The sequence below is a fragment of the Pseudomonas sp. D3 genome, assembly GCF_029320995.1.
Taxonomy (GTDB): domain Bacteria; phylum Pseudomonadota; class Gammaproteobacteria; order Pseudomonadales; family Pseudomonadaceae; genus Aquipseudomonas; species Aquipseudomonas paraveronii.
In genome coordinates, this window is the sequence record NZ_CP119772.1 from 4396828 (window position 1) to 4412165 (window position 15338).

General features: G+C 61.2%; 14 protein-coding genes. 2 read left to right on the forward strand and 12 right to left on the reverse strand.

From position 1 onward, the window contains the following. Nucleotides 1-112 precede the first annotated feature (112 nt). The 10 genes from P3S72_RS20070 to P3S72_RS20115 form a co-directional block, all read right to left on the reverse strand. On the reverse strand, nt 113-2518 hold the full coding sequence (locus tag P3S72_RS20070) for a TonB-dependent receptor (protein WP_276193763.1): 2406 nt from the start codon (nt 2516-2518) through the stop codon (nt 113-115). A 126-nt stretch (nt 2519-2644) separates the two neighbouring features. After that, on the reverse strand, nt 2645-4255 hold the full coding sequence (locus P3S72_RS20075; protein WP_276193764.1) for a gamma-glutamyltransferase family protein: 1611 nt from the start codon (nt 4253-4255) through the stop codon (nt 2645-2647). A gap of 17 nt (nt 4256-4272) precedes the next feature. Further along, nucleotides 4273-5364 (reverse strand): polyamine ABC transporter substrate-binding protein, encoded by a 1092-nt coding sequence (locus P3S72_RS20080; protein WP_276193765.1) that lies wholly within the window; start codon nt 5362-5364, stop codon nt 4273-4275. 20 nt (nt 5365-5384) lie between these two features. Continuing rightward, nucleotides 5385-6164, reverse strand: coding sequence for an amino acid ABC transporter ATP-binding protein (locus tag P3S72_RS20085; protein ID WP_276193766.1), 780 nt, complete (start codon nt 6162-6164; stop codon nt 5385-5387). A gap of 2 nt (nt 6165-6166) precedes the next feature. Then, nucleotides 6167-6943: an amino acid ABC transporter permease gene (locus tag P3S72_RS20090; RefSeq protein ID WP_276193767.1), complete on the reverse strand. Its 777-nt coding sequence runs from the start codon at nt 6941-6943 to the stop codon at nt 6167-6169. A gap of 12 nt (nt 6944-6955) precedes the next feature. Further along, entirely contained in the window at nt 6956-7762 is an 807-nt protein-coding gene (locus P3S72_RS20095) for an ABC transporter substrate-binding protein (RefSeq protein ID WP_276193768.1), read from the reverse strand. A 64-nt stretch (nt 7763-7826) separates the two neighbouring features. Further along, complete coding sequence (locus tag P3S72_RS20100) at nt 7827-8495, reverse strand: GntR family transcriptional regulator (protein ID WP_276193769.1); 669 nt, start codon at nt 8493-8495, stop codon at nt 7827-7829. A gap of 250 nt (nt 8496-8745) precedes the next feature. Then, nucleotides 8746-9198, reverse strand: a complete 453-nt coding sequence (locus tag P3S72_RS20105) for a hypothetical protein (RefSeq protein WP_276193770.1) — start codon at nt 9196-9198, stop codon at nt 8746-8748. 57 nt (nt 9199-9255) lie between these two features. Continuing rightward, nucleotides 9256-10539, reverse strand: coding sequence for an ATP-binding protein (locus P3S72_RS20110; RefSeq protein ID WP_276193771.1), 1284 nt, complete (start codon nt 10537-10539; stop codon nt 9256-9258). After that, nucleotides 10536-11219: a response regulator transcription factor gene (locus tag P3S72_RS20115; protein ID WP_247407170.1), complete on the reverse strand. Its 684-nt coding sequence runs from the start codon at nt 11217-11219 to the stop codon at nt 10536-10538. Before P3S72_RS20115 ends, P3S72_RS20110 begins: the two co-directional genes overlap by 4 nt. 197 nt (nt 11220-11416) lie before the next feature. Between P3S72_RS20115 and bamA the strand changes: the two genes are divergently transcribed. Together bamA and P3S72_RS20125 are read left to right on the forward strand one after the other, a co-directional pair. After that, entirely contained in the window at nt 11417-13783 is a 2367-nt protein-coding gene (gene bamA / locus P3S72_RS20120; protein WP_276193772.1) for an outer membrane protein assembly factor BamA, read from the forward strand. A gap of 177 nt (nt 13784-13960) precedes the next feature. Continuing rightward, complete coding sequence (locus tag P3S72_RS20125) at nt 13961-14806, forward strand: lipopolysaccharide biosynthesis protein (protein ID WP_276193773.1); 846 nt, start codon at nt 13961-13963, stop codon at nt 14804-14806. A 125-nt stretch (nt 14807-14931) separates the two neighbouring features. On the opposite strand, the gene P3S72_RS20130 is transcribed toward P3S72_RS20125, so the two are convergent. After that, complete coding sequence (locus P3S72_RS20130; protein ID WP_276193774.1) at nt 14932-15219, reverse strand: cyd operon YbgE family protein; 288 nt, start codon at nt 15217-15219, stop codon at nt 14932-14934. Further along, nucleotides 15216-15338 (reverse strand): cytochrome bd-I oxidase subunit CydX, encoded by a 123-nt coding sequence (gene cydX, locus P3S72_RS20135; protein WP_276193775.1) that lies wholly within the window; start codon nt 15336-15338, stop codon nt 15216-15218. Before cydX ends, P3S72_RS20130 begins: the two co-directional genes overlap by 4 nt.

Below are 15338 nucleotides of genomic sequence, written 5' to 3' on the forward strand. Positions count from 1 at the left end.
GCCGAAGTTTCCCTCGGCGGACATCATGCTAAAACTTTCAAATAGCCTGTGTGTTTTTCACTGCCGCTGGCACCTGCGAACCGCGCGCGAGTAAACAAAGGCGATCTCCCGATCAGAAGTCGACCGTGGCCGACAACAGGTAAGTACGCGGCGTCGACAAGGTCAACCCCGGCTCACTGTCGTCCGACGCGCCCGCCGAACTCCAATAGCGTTTATCGGCGACGTTCTCCACATTCGCGCGCAGGGTGATGTGTTTGTCATCGACCTTGAACGCATACCGCGCGCCCACGTCGATGCGGTTCCAGGCGTCGATTTCCTTGACGTTCGACTGATCCAGGTATTGCGAGCTGGAGTGGATGCCGCGGCTGGTCAAGGTCAGGCCTTCGAGGCTCGGCACGTCCCACTCCGCGCCGAGGTTGACGTTGTACTTGGGGGTGGCCGGGGCGCGGTTGCCGTCGTAGGTGCCGTTGGTGGTGTGGGTCAGCTCGCTGTCGATGTACATCACCCCGCCAAGCAAACGCACACCCTTGAGCGGCTCGCCGAACACGCTCAGTTCCACCCCTTCGTTCTGGCGCTTGCCGTTGGGGCCGAACACGTTCGAGGTGGCGTTGGTTTCATAGGCCGGTTGCTTGATGCGGAACACTGCCGCAGTCACCGCGAAAGCACCGGCGTCGTATTTGGCGCCCACTTCCACCTGGCGGCTGATGAACGGCGGGAAGATTTGATTTTCGTTGTTCGAGGTCGACGGCGCGACCTTGCCCTGGCTCAGGCCTTCCATGTAGTTGGCGTACAGCGACAGCGTGTCGGTGGCCTTGAACAGGATGCCACCGGACGGCGAGATTTTTTCTTCGTCGTAGCCAGTGCGGCCTTTGACGTCGTTGGTCCAGTCATCCACCTTCACGCGTTGCCAGCGCGCGCCAAGAGTCAGCAGCAGGCGGTCGTCGAAGAAGCCCAGGGTGTCGGACAGCGCCACGCCGCTGAATTTATTCTCGGTGTACACCTTCGCATCCTGGCGGGTGGCGGTGGACGGCGTCGGCGTTTGCACCGGGTCGTAGAGATTGCTCGACGCCGACGCATACCGTGCGCCGCCGTTGGTGAAGTCCATGTAGAAGTAGCTGGCAGCCAGGTTGACCTCGTGACTCACCGGCCCGGTCTGGAACCCGTTGCGCACGCCCGCCGTGGCGGTGCGCACATTTTCATCGCGGGTGAAGTCACGGGGCTGCACGCTGAAATCCCCTGCGCTGTTGCTAACGGAAACGGCGTGGCGCAGGAAGTCGTGGTTGCTTTTGCGCGCGCCTAGGCCGCCGTAGAGCATCACGTTATCGCTGAGGTCGAACTCAGCATTGACCGTGCCAAACGTGTCGTTGGTGCTGGCCTTGCTCCACGACTGCGCGTAATTGTGGCGCACATCGTTGGCGCTGGGCACCGGGGCTGCGGCGGCCACCTGCACACGCTCCTGGGGCGCATCGGTGTCGCGCTCGGTGTGGCCGATATCGGTGGAAAGGCGCAGGCGCTCGCCGCGAAAATCCAGGCCCAGTACGGCCATCTCGCGATCGACGCTCTGATGGTCCCATTCGGTATCGCCGGACTGCTTCACGCCGTTGAAGCGCAGGCCGAACTTGTTGTCCTCGCCAAAGCGCCGGCCCACATCCACCGCGCCGCCGGCCTGGCTGTCGGAGGCCCAGGTGCCGGTGAACGAGGTGATGTCCTTGTCGGTGGCGCGCTTGGGCACCACGTTGATCCCGCCGCCCACACTGCCGCGCGGCGAGATGCCGTTGATCAATTGGCTGGGGCCTTTGACGACGTCGACGCGGTCGGCCATTTCCATGTCGATGGTGTAGGTGGGCAACACGCCATAGAGGCCGTTGTAGGCCACATCACTGTTGAACAGGCTGAACCCGCGAATGGTGAACTGCTCATAGCGCCCACCGGCCGGGTTGGTGGCGCGCACCGATGGGTCGCTGGCGATCAGGTCGCCGAGGGTGCGGGCCTGTTGGTTCTTCACCGCCGCCTGGGTGTAGGTGGTCATGCTGAACGGCGTGTCCATGAAGTCCCGCGAACCCAGCAGGCCTTGCGAACCACGCCGCGCCACTTGCCCACCGGCGTAGGTATCGCCGTCGTCCAGGCCGCTGGTGCCGAGGATCGACGTCGGCGCCAGTTCCAGGCGGCTGCCCTCGGGCGTCGGCACCAGCATGTAGGCCTGCTCTCCCATGGCTTGCAGTTGCAGGCCCGAGCCTTGCAGCAGGCGCGCAAAGCCCTCTTCCACCGCATATTCGCCGGACAACCCGCTGCTGCTGCGCCCGCTGACCAGCGCCGGGTCCACCGACAGGTTGACCCCCGACAACCCGGCGAAACGGGTCAGCGCGGCACTCAGGCTACCGGCTGGCACCTGGTAGCTGCGGCGGCTGGCGGTGTCTTCGGCATAGCTGACGGGCACGAACAACGGGCTGGCGCTGAGGCTCAGCAGCAGGCTCAGGTTGAGCAACGGGCGCAAGCGCAAGGAGGGGACTGCGGACATTGTAAGAAGCTCTCGATTTTGTTCACTTACCTGGGATGACAGGCGAGGTGAAAAAAAGGGACAGGCTTCGTCAAACTATTTTCCGCAACGGCTACCCACCGCCTCCCGATGCGCTGGCCGCCCGTTTTACCACACGGCGATATGCGAGTCCGCCCGCGGCTCGGTCCCTGCGCACAGCACCCCGCTGACCGGGTCGCGCAGGATGATCTGCCCGCGCCCATAGTCGGTGAGGTCGCTGTCGATTTGCACCTTGTGGCCACGCCGCGCCAACCCATTGGCCAGATCGCGAGAAGCGCCCTGCTCAATCCCAACCTTCATGTCGCCCAGCCATTGCCAGCGCGGCGCATCCAGTGCGGCCTGAGGGTTGAGGCCGAAGTCCACCAGGTTCATCACCATCTGCACATGGCCCTGGGGCTGCATGTACCCGCCCATCACGCCGAACGGCCCGAGGGCCTCACCGTTCTGTGTAAGAAAGCCGGGGATGATGGTGTGGAAGGTTTTCTTGCCCGGTGCGAGGCAGTTGGCGTGGGTCGGGTCGAGGCTGAATTCCTGCCCGCGATTCTGCAGTGCGATGCCGCTGTCGGGCAGCACCACGCCGGAACCAAAGCCGTGGTAATTGCTCTGGATGAACGAGACCATATTGCCTTCGGCGTCCGCCGTGGCCAGGTACACCGTGCCGCTGGCGTGCGGGTCGCCGGGTTTGGGCGGCTGTGCCTGCTCGCCGATCTGGTTGCGGCGGCGGGTGCTGTAGTCGTCGCTCAGCAGGTCGGCCACCGCCACGCGCATGTGCTCGGGGTCGGTGATGTAATGCAAGCCATCGCTGTAGGCGAGCTTCATCGCTTCCAATTGGCGATGCCAGGTTTGCTGGCTGTCGCGGTGATCGAAGCTGAAACCTTCGAGGATCTTCAGCGCCATCAGTGCCACCAGGCCCTGGCCGCTGGGCGGGATTTCCCAGACATCGACGCCGCGATAGTTGATGTGGATCGGCTCCACCCACTGTGCGCGGTAATCCTTGAGGTCGCAGGCGCGCAGGTAGCCGCCACTGGCCTTGGAATACGTCTCCAGGCGTGCGGCCAGGGCCCCGCGATACAGGCTTTCGCAGCGGGTCGCGGCGAGTTCTTCCAGCGTTCGGGCCTGGGCCAGGTTGCGGAAAACCTGCCCCGCCTGGGGGGCGCGCCCGTCGATCAGGAACGTGTCGAACCAGGCGTCCAGTACGGCGTCGCGATGGGGGGTGAATTCGTTCAGCGCAATCTGCCATTGATGGGCGACCACCGGCGACACCGGGAAACCCTCCCGCGCCAGGCTGATGGCCGGTTGCAGCAGTTCGGCAAACGGCAACTTGCCGAAGCGTTGCGACAGCTCGGCCCAGGCCGAGGGGCAGCCGGGCACAGTGACCGGGGTCCAGCCATACAGCGGCATCCGGTCATGCCCCGCCGCCTTGACCGCCTCGATACTCAAGGCGGCCGGCGCGTGACCGTTACCGTTCAGGCCATGCAACTGGCCCTTGCACCAGACCAAGGCAAACGCATCGCCGCCCAGGCCGCAGCCGGTGGGCTCCACCACCGTCAAGGCCGCCGCCGTGGCAATGGCCGCGTCGATCGCGTTGCCGCCCTTTTGCATGATTTCGATGCCCGCCTGGGCGGCCAGGGGTTGGGATGCCGCGACCATGCCGCGCCGGGCAAACACACTCTGGCGTTGCGACGGATAGGGGTACTCGTGAGCAGAAAATTTCAACATGGCAAAGGCTCTTCGATTTATTGGCCGGATTTGATCCGGTTCCATTCCCGGGTCATCAGACGCTGGATGTTTTCCGGCAGGTCGGCGGAGACGAAGGTGTGGCTGATCACGTCGTCGCCGGGGTAGATGCCCGGGTTGCCGCTGACCTTGGGGTTCATCAGCGCCGTCGCATCCTTGTTGGGGTTGGCGTAGCCCACGTAGTCGCTGATCGGCGCGATCACCTCGGGCCGCAGCAGGTAGTTGATCAGCGCATGGGCGTTGGCCGCGTTACCGGCATCCTTGGGAATCGCCAGCATGTCGAACCACAGGTTCACGCCTTCTTTGGGTATCAGGTAGCGGATGTCGATGTTCTTGCCGGCCTCCTTGGCTCGGCTCTGGGCCTGCATGACATCGCCGGAATAACCGACCGCCACGCAGATATCGCCGTTGGCCAGGTCGGCGGTGTATTTCGACGAATTGAAGTAGGTCACCGACGGCCGCAGCGCCATCAGCCGTTTCGAGGCCTGCGTGTAGTCGTCTGGCTTGACGCTGTTGGGGTTCAGGCCAAGGTAGAGCATGACCTGGGGAATGATCTTCACCGGCGCATCGAGAAAAGCGACGCCGCAACTTTTGAGTTTGGCCAGGTTGCCGGGCTCGAAAACCATCGACCAGGAGTCCAGCACCGCCTCTTTGCCCAGCACAGCCCGCACCTTTTCTGCGTTGTAGCCGATGCCCACGGTGCCCCACATGTACGGCACAGCGTAGCGGTTGCCGGGGTCGGCCGCGTCCAGGCGTTGCATCAGACGCGGGTCGAGGTGCTTCCAGTTATCCAGCAGCCCGCGTTGCAGTGGCTGGTAGGCGCCGGCACGAATCTGCTTGGACAGGAACTGGCTGGATGGCACCACCACGTCATATCCCGAGTGCCCGGAAAGCAACTTGGCCTCGAGCATTTCGTTGGTGTCGAAGATGTCGTACTGCACCTTGATGCCGCTGTCTTTCTCGAAGTTTTTCAAGGTGTCAGGCCCGATGTAATCGGACCAGTTATAGACCTTCACCACCGGGTCGGCGGCCTCGGCCATAGGGACAATGGCGGCGCAGCACAGGGCCGCGAAGAAGCTCGATAAGCGCATGGAAAATCTCCTTGGACGGGTCATAACACGCGGCTGAGAAAGGCCCGGGTACGGGGGTGGCTGGGGTGGCTGAATATCTGTTCCGGAGGGCCTTGTTCGATGAGCTCGCCCTGGTCGAGCACCACCACGCGGTCGGCCACTTCACGGGCAAAGCCCATTTCATGGGTGACCACCACCATGGTCATGCCCTCCTCGGCCAGTTCCTTCATCACCTGCAGCACTTCGCCGACGGTTTCCGGGTCGAGGGCGCTGGTGGGTTCGTCGAACAGCATGGCCTGGGGTTTCATCGCCAACGCGCGGGCAATCGCCACCCGTTGTTGCTGGCCGCCAGAGAGCATCGACGGGTAATGGCTGGCCTTGTCCGCCAGGCCGACCCGCGCGAGCAAACCACGCGCCTGCTCCAACGCCTCGGCACGCGGGGTGCCGAGCACGTGGATCGGTGCTTCGATGATGTTTTCCAGCGCGGTCATATGGGGGAACAGGTTGAAGCGCTGGAACACCATGCCGATGTCACGGCGCTGCCGGGCGATGTTGCGCTCCGAGTCGCGCACCAGGCTGCCGTCGGGGCGTTCGCGATAGCCCATGGCACGGCCGTTGACGCGGATGCGCCCACCCTGGATGTCTTCCAACAGGTTGATGCAGCGGATGAACGTGGTCTTGCCGGAACCGGAGGCACCGATCAGCACCACCACTTCGCCGCGCCGCACTTGCAGGGAAATGCCCTTGAGAATCTGCAGTGCGCCGAACGACTTGTGGATGTCCAACGCTTCGATGATCAGTTCTTCACTTTGGTGCGCCATGGTTAACGTCCCCTCAGCAGTTTCAGGGCGCTGCGCCCGAACATGCGGCTGGCTGCCGGCGGTGGCTCAGAAGGCCGGTCGGACTGGCTGAAGCGCGTCTCCAGCCAGCGCTGGAAAAAGCCCCACAGGGTGGTCAGTGTCAGGAAATACAGAGCGACCACCAAGTACAACTCGAACACGCGGAAGGTCGCCGAGGTGATCATCTGGGTGCTGAGCAGCAACTCCTGCACCCCGATCACACTGACCAGGGTGGTGTTCTTGAGCATCACGTTGAACTCGTTGCCCAGCGGCGGCACGATCACCCGGAATGCCTGGGGCAGCACGATACGCCGCATCAATTTGGCAAAGCCCATGCCCAGGGAGCGCCCGGCTTCGTATTGGCCCTTGTCTACCGCACCGATGCCGGCGCGAATGATCTCGGCCATGTACGCGCCTTCATTGAGGCCCAGGGCAATGATTGCCGCCTGGATATTGCCGGGCACGATCAGGCCGAACAGCTCGATATCCTCGAAGCGGAAAATCCCGCCCGCCGCCAGCGCGGTGTACAAAAACACGATCTGCACCAGCAGCGGTGTGCCGCGCATCAGCCACACATAAAAACGCACCGGCAGGTGCAACAACGGGTTCTTCGACAAGCGCAGCAGCGCCGCCGCCAGCCCCAGCACACAGCCGAGCAGCATCGCCAGCACGCTGATCAGGCAGGTCAGCCACAACCCGGTGAGGTACACCCCACTGGGCTGCAGCAGGTACTGCCAGAACACATCCCAATTGAAATTCATCGCAGGTTTGCCTCAGTCGAGTGTGTCGCTGCTGACATGCCATTTGTCCAGCAACCGCACGTAGCTGCCGTCGCTGCGCATATCGCTGATCACCTGCTGCACGGCGGCGGTCAGTTGCGGATCGTCCTTGCGCATGCCCAGGCCGGTGAGGATGCGACTGAACGCTGGCACGCCTTCTTGGAACAGCTCCGGGGCCATCGCTGCGTAGTAACCTGCGGTTTCCACGGTGGTGCCGTAGGCGTCGACCTGGCTGATGCGCAGGGCCTGGAACGCGTCGGTGTCGGTGTTGTAGACCACCAGTTTCATCAAGGGCTTGCCAGCCTTGGTCAGGCTGTCGTTTTGCGCGTCCAGCAGGGTCTTGATGGTGGAGCCGTTGAGCACCGCGACTTTGTGCCCGGACAGCTCATCCAGGGTCTTGATGCCCTTGGGGTTGCCCTTGGGCACCACCACCGACTGGCTGGAGTACATGTAGTTGACGATGTCGATCACTTGGCGCCGCTCGGGCTTGTCGAACAACTGGTCGACGATCATGTCGCATTGCTGGGCAAGCAACGCCGGCACTAAACCGGAGAATGGGATCACCCGCCATTGCACCTGTTTGTCGCCCAGGCGCTTGGCGATTTCCAGGCCCAGGTCGACGGTGAGCCCGCGCGGTTTCTGGGCTTCGTCGAAGGACACCAGGGGCGGTGAGTCCATTCCCGAGCAATACGTGAGCTTATCGACTTTCTGCAGGCGCTCCGGCACCTGGGGCGCAGCAAAAGCCCATTGGGTACAGAGGCCGAGGGAGACAGCCACCAGCAAGGCACGGCATTTATGCATGACCAGACACTCCAGTTCGTTGAATAACGGGGGCAGGAATCAACGTCAAAACACGACAGCTTTTTTATTGTTCGTTTTGCAGGAATTGGATCAGCGCCGGCACCGTACCCTCGATGTGTTCACGCACCACGGCTTCGGCGCGCGCGGCATCACCGGCACGAATGGCGTCGAGGATCACCGCGTGTTCCTGGCGTGCGCTGAGGGGTTTTTCGCCGTGCTGCAACCACAAGCGCATGGGCGCCTCGACCAGCGAGTACAGCGCCGAAATCTGCTTCATCAAGCGCGGCCGGCCGCTGAGGCTGCACAGGTATTCATGAAACGCGCGGTGCCGGCCGACCCACGCGGCGCTCTCGTCGCGGTAGTCATCCATCTCATCCAGCAGGCGCTCCAGCGCCGCGAGCTGGCGCTCACCGATGCGGCCGACCGCCACACGCACCGCCAGACCTTCAAGGGCGCTGCGCATCTCGAACACCTCATGCAGCTCATCGATATCCAGACCACTGACGATGGCCCCGCGATTGGGGCGCAGGGTCACCAGGCCCTGGGCATCCAGGCGACGAAATGCCTCGCGCACCGGCATGCGGCTCATGCCGATCTCGCTGGCGATGTCTTCGGCGATTAGCCGGTCGCCCTTGCAGTAGCGGCCACGACAAATGGCGTCCAGCAGGAAGTTATAAGCCTCTTCCTCGGCGGTCAGCGGCTGACGATCAACGTAAGCGCGGGCAAATTGCATCGGCGGCACCTTTTGAATTTTTGTATCCAATTATCCACGGATACAAAAAAGCAGAATACGTGCCAACTTCTTGAGCGCTGTGCCAAGTGATTGATTTAGATGAAATCGGCGAGAACGTATCGGCAGGCAACGGGGGGGAGGACGGAGGAATTTGCTACCCAATGGCTCAACCCGCACCAAGGGTGGGCAGCGGTAACACACAATGTGGGTTGCACAGGCGAGCCTTGCGCCCGCCAGGTACCTGAAATAATCACGCGCTCCGAGCGGATGACTCAGCCGAATAGATGACCGTTTGCGCACTGCCCGGCGCAACGGTTGGCCGGGTGAAGTAGGTGTCGCCTTCGTCGGTGCGGATCTCGTAGTCGGCTTTGCGCGTGGCGCTGGCGTGCTTGATGATTTTCAGCACGCGCTGGAATTTCACGCTTTGCGTACCGTTCTGGTTGGGCCCGGTCAGCACGTTGACGCTTTGAAACCAACCCGCGTGCTGCTTGTTGCCCACCAGCGCGCTGGTCATCGCCTCGAACCGCTCCAGTCGGGTGAAGCCCCACAGCGTCTGCTCCTCGACCGTGGCGTCCGGCGTGGCGGCGCCGGTGAACACGAAGAGATTGATCGCCGGGCTGTCTTCGCAAAAGAAGTCGTAAGGAACCAGGCCATCGACCATTTTCCTGCCGGGCACAAAGCCCTTTTTATGCACCTGAAACATCGCCACCTCCGCTCAATCAATGGTGACCAGTCTAATGAGCGGCGACGTACAGGGCGGTCAAGCCAATGTAATGTCGTGTAAAGATCGTGCGCTGTGCAGGTTGATTTCCACGGTCAGCCCGCCGCCCGCTTCGTTGCGGGCCGCGATGGTGCCGCCGTGCATCTGCACCGCCCGTGCGGCGATGGCCAAGCCCAGGCCGAAGCCGACGCAGGCATCCCCCGCGCCCCGCTCGAACGGCTGGAAGATGCTGTGCAATCGGTCATTGTCGACGCCCGGCCCGTGGTCGGTGATGCGCACCGTGAGGCGGTTCGCGTCGCGGCTGATATGCGCCGAAACCCGCACCGTGGTGTCCGGTCGGGTGTAGCGCACGGCGTTGCGGATCACATTCTCGAAGCAGCGGTACAGCAACTCGCCGCTGACACACGCGATAAACGGCGGGCAGGCCTGCAGGTGCACGTGACAGCCTTTGATCCCGGCCTCGAACTGCGCGTCTTCGACGATCATCGCCAGCAACTCAGTGATGTCCACGGGCTCACGCTCGATGCTTTCGGGCCGGCCTTGCAGGCGTGCCAGGGTCAGCAGCGCTTCGATCAGGGTGTCCATGCGTTCGGATTCATGCTCGATGCGTTCGAGCATTTCCAGGCGTGCGGCGTCCTGGCGCAACAGGCCGATAGCCGCTTGCATGCGTGTCAGCGGCGAGCGCAGTTCATGGGAGATGTCGTGCAGCAGATGCTGCTGGGCTTGCACCAGCACCTTGAGCTGGTTGGCCATGCGATCGCAGTCTTCGGCCAGGTCGACGATTTCATCACGGCGCTTGCCCATCGCGGGCTTGACCCGGGTTTCGAAGCGCCCCTGGGCCACATCGCTCATCGCCCGACGTAAGTACGCCAATGGCCAGGCCAGGTAATACGCCATGTAACCGCTGAACAGCGCACTCATCAGCGTGCCGATGATCAGCGGGATTTGGTGCCACGGCCTGCCGCCGTCAATACCGGGGAAGTGGGTCGAGCGCAGCGAAAGCGCCAGGCCTTCCTTGCTGATGACCGCTTGTTCATAGGCCGGCCGCGTAACGGGGGCCCCCACCAGCAACTGTCCGGCGCTGTCATAGACACCGATGGCTTGGTCCGACGGATGCTCCCATACCGCCAGAAGCTGGGCGGCCGCTTCGACACCAAATTGTTGCAGCAGCTTCTGTTCACTCGCGAGGATGGCTTCAACATGCGGGTCGCCTGGGCGGAAGCGGCCCAACTCAAGCACGCCGATCCCTACCAGAAACGTCAAGGTGGTCGCCAACCAGAAAGCCAGGAACAGTTTCCAGAACAGCAGGCTGGGCTTGATCATTCGGCAATCAACAGGTAGCCGAGACCGCGCACGCTCTGGATCCAGGCCTTGGCATCCGGGCGCGGCCCGAGCTTTTGCCGGATGCTGCTGATGTGAACGTCGATACGCCGGTCATAGCGAGTCAGCGGACAGCCCAGGGCGTTGAGCGACAGATCCCTTTTGCTCACCACTTGGCCGGCGCTGCGGGCCAGTTCTTCGAGCAGGCTGAACTCGGTGCTGGTCACACCCAGCTCGGCGCCGTTCCACAGAGCCTGGCGCTTGCCCGGCCACAACACCAGCGAGCCGGTCTTGATCACCTCGGTGGTCGGCTGGCCCACCGCCTGCACCCTACGCATGATGGCGCGCAGGCGCGCCACCAATTCGCCCGGGGAACTGGGCTTGGGCACATAATCGTCGGCGCCGAGTTCCAGGCCGGTGATGCGATCGATGTTGTCGCCACGGGCAGTGAGCAATACCACCGGCACTTGGCTGACGGCACGGATACGCCGGAGTACCTCGATACCCGAGCGCTGGGGCAGCATGACGTCCAGCACCACAATGCTATGGCGCCCCGACAGCGCCTCGACCTCACCCTCCTCACCGGTATGCACGGCCGTGACCTCGAAGCCTTCACACGCCAGGTACTGGCTCAGCATTTCAGTCAATTCCTGATCGTCGTCGACTAACAGTACGGAGATCATTGCGGGCTCGTCAGTAGAGTGGGGGCGCATTATCAGCCTTGCAGCAGGGATTCGGGCCAACCTTTACCTAACTTGACATTCAGTTAACCGCACCAAACGCGATGCGCTCTTATGCTGGGTGTTCACCAGTCTGGCCGCGCGGTGAATTATCCAAGCGAGCCGGCGCTGCTTGTCGATGTATTCTGGAAAAGATCTTGATGAATTTTTCGCGCCTGCTCTGCTCGGTTGCGCTGCTGCTCAACACCTCACTGGCACTCGCCCAAGGCTTCAAAATCTCCGATATTCGAATCAATGGCCTGCAACGGGTCTCGGCGGGCAGCGTATTCGGCGCATTGCCGCTGAACGTCGGCGACGAAGCGGATGACCGGCGTTTGGTGGATTCCACTCGCGCGTTGTTCAAGACCGGGTTCTTCCAGGACATCCAGTTGAGTCGCGAAGGCGACGTGCTGATTATCAATGTCGTCGAGCGCCCTTCGGTTGCCAGTATCGAGTTCGAGGGCAACAAGGCGATCTCCACCGAAGACTTGATGAAAGGCATGAAGCAATCGGGCCTTGCCGAAGGCGAGATATTCCAGCGGGCCACCCTGGAAGGCGTGCGCAACGAGTTGCAGCGCCAGTACGTGGCCCAGGGCCGTTACTCGGCGTCGGTCGACACCGAAGTCGTGGCTCAGCCGCGCAATCGGGTCGGCCTGAAAATCAAGATCGATGAAGGCCAAGTGGCGTCGATCCAGCACATCAACGTGGTGGGCAATACGGTGTTCTCCGACGACACGTTGAACGACCAATTTACGCTCAAGACCAGTAACTGGCTGTCATTTTTCAAGAACGACGATAAATACGCGCGGGAGAAACTCTCCGGCGACCTCGAACGACTGCGCTCCTATTACCTGGACCGTGGCTATATCAACATGGATATCACCTCGACCCAGGTCTCCATGACCCCGGACAAAAAGCACGTCTACATCACCGTGAACATCCAGGAAGGCCAGAAATACACGGTGCGCGAGGTCAAGTTGAGTGGTGAGCTGAAAGTCCCGCAAGACCAGGTCCAGTCATTATTACTGGTGCAAAAGGGCCAGGTGTTTTCGCGCAAGTTGATGACGACCACCTCGGAACTGATCACCCGCCGCCTGGGCAACGAAGGCTATACGTTCGCCAACGTCAACGGTACGCCTCAGGTACATGAAGAAGACCACACGGTGGACATCATCTTCAGCGTCGACCCCGGCAAGCGGGCTTACGTCAATCGCATCAACTTCCGGGGCAATACCAAGACCGACGACAAGGTGCTGCGTCGCGAGATGCGCCAGATGGAAGGCGGCTGGGCGTCGACTTACCTGATCGACCAATCCAAGGTGCGCCTGGAGCGCCTGGGGTTCTTCAAGGAGGTGAATGTCGAGACGCCGGCCGTGGCCGGGGTGGATGACCAGTTGGATGTGAACTACGCCGTGGAAGAACAAGCCTCCGGCTCGATCACCGCCAGCATCGGCTTCGCCCAAAGCTCGGGCCTGATCCTCGGCGGGTCGATTACCCAGAACAACTTTCTCGGCACGGGCAATTACGCCAGCCTGGGGCTGACCCGTTCGTCCTACCAGAGCAAGTACAACATCGGTTTCACCGACCCCTACTTCACCACCGATGGGGTTAGCCTGGGTTACAACGCGTTCTACAGTGATACCGACTACAACAAATACTACGATAGCGGGGTGTCTTATTACTCCATCAACAGTTATGGCCTGGGCACCAGCCTTGGTTACCCGATCAATGAGACTTCCCGCCTGACGTTCGGCCTGACGGCACAGCACGACAACATCGAGCCGGGCACCTACAGCGCCGACGAGATCTACGACTTCATCGAGCGCGAAGGCAAGCAGTTCACCAACTTCAAGGCCAGCGCAGGCTGGTCGGAATCGACCCTGAACAAAGGCGTACTGGCGACGCGCGGGCATTCGCAAAACCTCAACCTGATGGTGACCGTACCCGGCAGTGACCTGAGCTTCTACAAAGTCGACTACACGGGGCAAACCTTCCTGCCAATCAGCAATGCCACGGCCCTGCGCTTGCACACCAAACTGGGTTACGGCAACGGCTATGGTTCCACGGACGGGTTACCCTTCTATGAAAGCTATACGGCGGGCGGCGAAGGCACGGTACGCGGGTTTAAAAGCGGTACCCTCGGCCCACGCAGCACGCCGGCGACCGGGGCTTATGCCAGTGAGGGTCAGGCGTACTATTCGGACCGGAGCACGGACGCGCTGGGCGGTAATATCCTGATTACCGGTGGCGCGGAGTACTTGTTCCCCGTGCCGTTCATCAAGGACAACAAATCCGTGCGCACCTCGGTGTTCTGGGATATGGGCACGGTGTATTCGGACAAGTGCTACCTGAGCACCACCCAAAGCTGCGACGGTGTGGACCTGAGCCAGATGGCCAGTTCGGTAGGGGTGGGTGTGACGTGGTACAGCCCGCTGGGGCCATTGAGTGTCAACCTGGCCTATCCGATTCGCACACCCGAGAACGCCGAAAAGCAAATATTCCAGTTTTCCATGGGGCAGACGTTCTGATTGTTTCAGCGCGTTAAGGCGACTGATCCCGCCCCTAAATAGAGATGATTCCTACTCTCTATAGAGACTAATCTGACGTCCGTTTATAAATTATTATTTATAAATCAACTCTCCTGAAGACACCCGGCTTGAGGACGTGTATATCTTTTTCACTTATTAGCAGTACGAGTAGGTCAGATGAAACAGGTGTCCCTCAAGGACCAGTACGGTGAGAACACTGAGCAGGCTCTGCATGACCCAGAGTCGGTAGCCACACATTCAAACCAACGCGAGTTGACCGTGCACGATTTTGATAGCTGTCGGAATATCGAATCAGGCGCGGTTTTTATTCTTGCATCCGGCCTGTCGGCGAAATCGTTCCCCATCGAAAAATTTGCGCACGTTCCGATGATCACAATGAACGGCGCTATTTCGATGTTTTTGAACACCGACGTAAAACCGTTTTTTTATGTCTGCTCGGATAGAAGTTTTTCCGAACAGCAGCCGCATTTATTCAACTACGCCATGACGGTCAGCCAAAGAGTCGCGCTGTGGGAAGACCACGCGCGTACTTCGGGTATTTGTCCCAGCGGGCAACTCTATGCGTTGTCCAAGGCTAAAAAACCGTCCTGGTTCCACTGCGTATTGGGACGACACACGCCGCTGGTCACCCATCCCCCCTTACGGGCTTGCGGGAAAGGACACATTGGTTTCAGCAAAGACATGCGCGAGGGGTTTTTTGATGCCCGGACGGTGGCGTATCTGGCCATTCAACTGGCGTTCCACGTCGGGTTCTCCAAGGTGTTTCTTGTGGGCGTGGATCTGAAAGAGAACTCGGGACGATTTTATGAAAATCATGATTCCATAAACTCACCCTGCGGACTCGATCAGCACTACCACACTCGCATACTTCCATCGCTAGAGCTGATGTCGCAGAAAATCATCGGCGATGATTTTAGGGTCTACAACTTATCCGACTGTTCAAGAATTCCGGAGAGCGTTATACCGCGCATCACGCTTGCGCAGGCCGAGACGCTGATTTAGTCGTATTGCATGCGCCGGGACAGACTCGCGCGACGCTTCCCGGAGCAGACCTAGCCAAAAACTGTATGGATTGACGATCCCGCCGCCCCGCAGAGCCGCCAGCGTGGCGCCGGGATCGTCGGCTTTCAGTGCAGGAACTTCAACCCGCCAGCCAGTGCCAGCGCGCCAAAGCAGGTCCAGCCCGAGAACAAACAACGCCACACGCGCGCGCGCGGCACGAAGCCCACGCCCCGCACAAAGGCCACACTCATCGCCGTGAACAAGGCCATTGCCAGCCCATGATCAGCTTTCCCGTCCGGGGCGGCCATCAGGGGCGGATAGAGCGTACACACGAGCATGATCCCTACCGCGATAAGCAAGCTCAGCGGGTGAAGGCGTGAGGGTGCCGGGGCGTCGGCGACACGCGGCATCATGGCCGCGGCTCCTCACGGTCGCTCAGGGCGCGAGCGGCTTCGTTCTCGCCCCACATCGCATTTAATATGGCCAGCAGCAAGGCAAAACCGACTCCCAGCATCCAGGCGAAATACCACAT

Excerpts from the sequence above, each read along its gene's own strand:
- P3S72_RS20105 (WP_276193770.1), bottom strand. The coding sequence starts at position 9,198 with ATGTTTCAGGTGCATAAAAAGGGCTTTGTGCCCGGCAGGAAAATGGTC.
- P3S72_RS20130 (WP_276193774.1), bottom strand. The coding sequence starts at position 15,219 with ATGATGCCGCGTGTCGCCGACGCCCCGGCACCCTCACGCCTTCACCCG.
- cydX (WP_276193775.1), bottom strand. The coding sequence starts at position 15,338 with ATGTGGTATTTCGCCTGGATGCTGGGAGTCGGTTTTGCCTTGCTGCTG.
- P3S72_RS20070 (WP_276193763.1), bottom strand. The coding sequence starts at position 2,518 with ATGTCCGCAGTCCCCTCCTTGCGCTTGCGCCCGTTGCTCAACCTGAGC.
- P3S72_RS20095 (WP_276193768.1), bottom strand. The coding sequence starts at position 7,762 with ATGCATAAATGCCGTGCCTTGCTGGTGGCTGTCTCCCTCGGCCTCTGT.
- bamA (WP_276193772.1), top strand. The coding sequence starts at position 11,417 with ATGAATTTTTCGCGCCTGCTCTGCTCGGTTGCGCTGCTGCTCAACACC.
- P3S72_RS20110 (WP_276193771.1), bottom strand. The coding sequence starts at position 10,539 with ATGATCAAGCCCAGCCTGCTGTTCTGGAAACTGTTCCTGGCTTTCTGG.
- P3S72_RS20115 (WP_247407170.1), bottom strand. The coding sequence starts at position 11,219 with ATGATCTCCGTACTGTTAGTCGACGACGATCAGGAATTGACTGAAATG.
- P3S72_RS20090 (WP_276193767.1), bottom strand. The coding sequence starts at position 6,943 with ATGAATTTCAATTGGGATGTGTTCTGGCAGTACCTGCTGCAGCCCAGT.
- P3S72_RS20080 (WP_276193765.1), bottom strand. The coding sequence starts at position 5,364 with ATGCGCTTATCGAGCTTCTTCGCGGCCCTGTGCTGCGCCGCCATTGTC.
- P3S72_RS20085 (WP_276193766.1), bottom strand. The coding sequence starts at position 6,164 with ATGGCGCACCAAAGTGAAGAACTGATCATCGAAGCGTTGGACATCCAC.
- P3S72_RS20100 (WP_276193769.1), bottom strand. The coding sequence starts at position 8,495 with ATGCAATTTGCCCGCGCTTACGTTGATCGTCAGCCGCTGACCGCCGAG.
- P3S72_RS20125 (WP_276193773.1), top strand. The coding sequence starts at position 13,961 with ATGAAACAGGTGTCCCTCAAGGACCAGTACGGTGAGAACACTGAGCAG.
- P3S72_RS20075 (WP_276193764.1), bottom strand. The coding sequence starts at position 4,255 with ATGTTGAAATTTTCTGCTCACGAGTACCCCTATCCGTCGCAACGCCAG.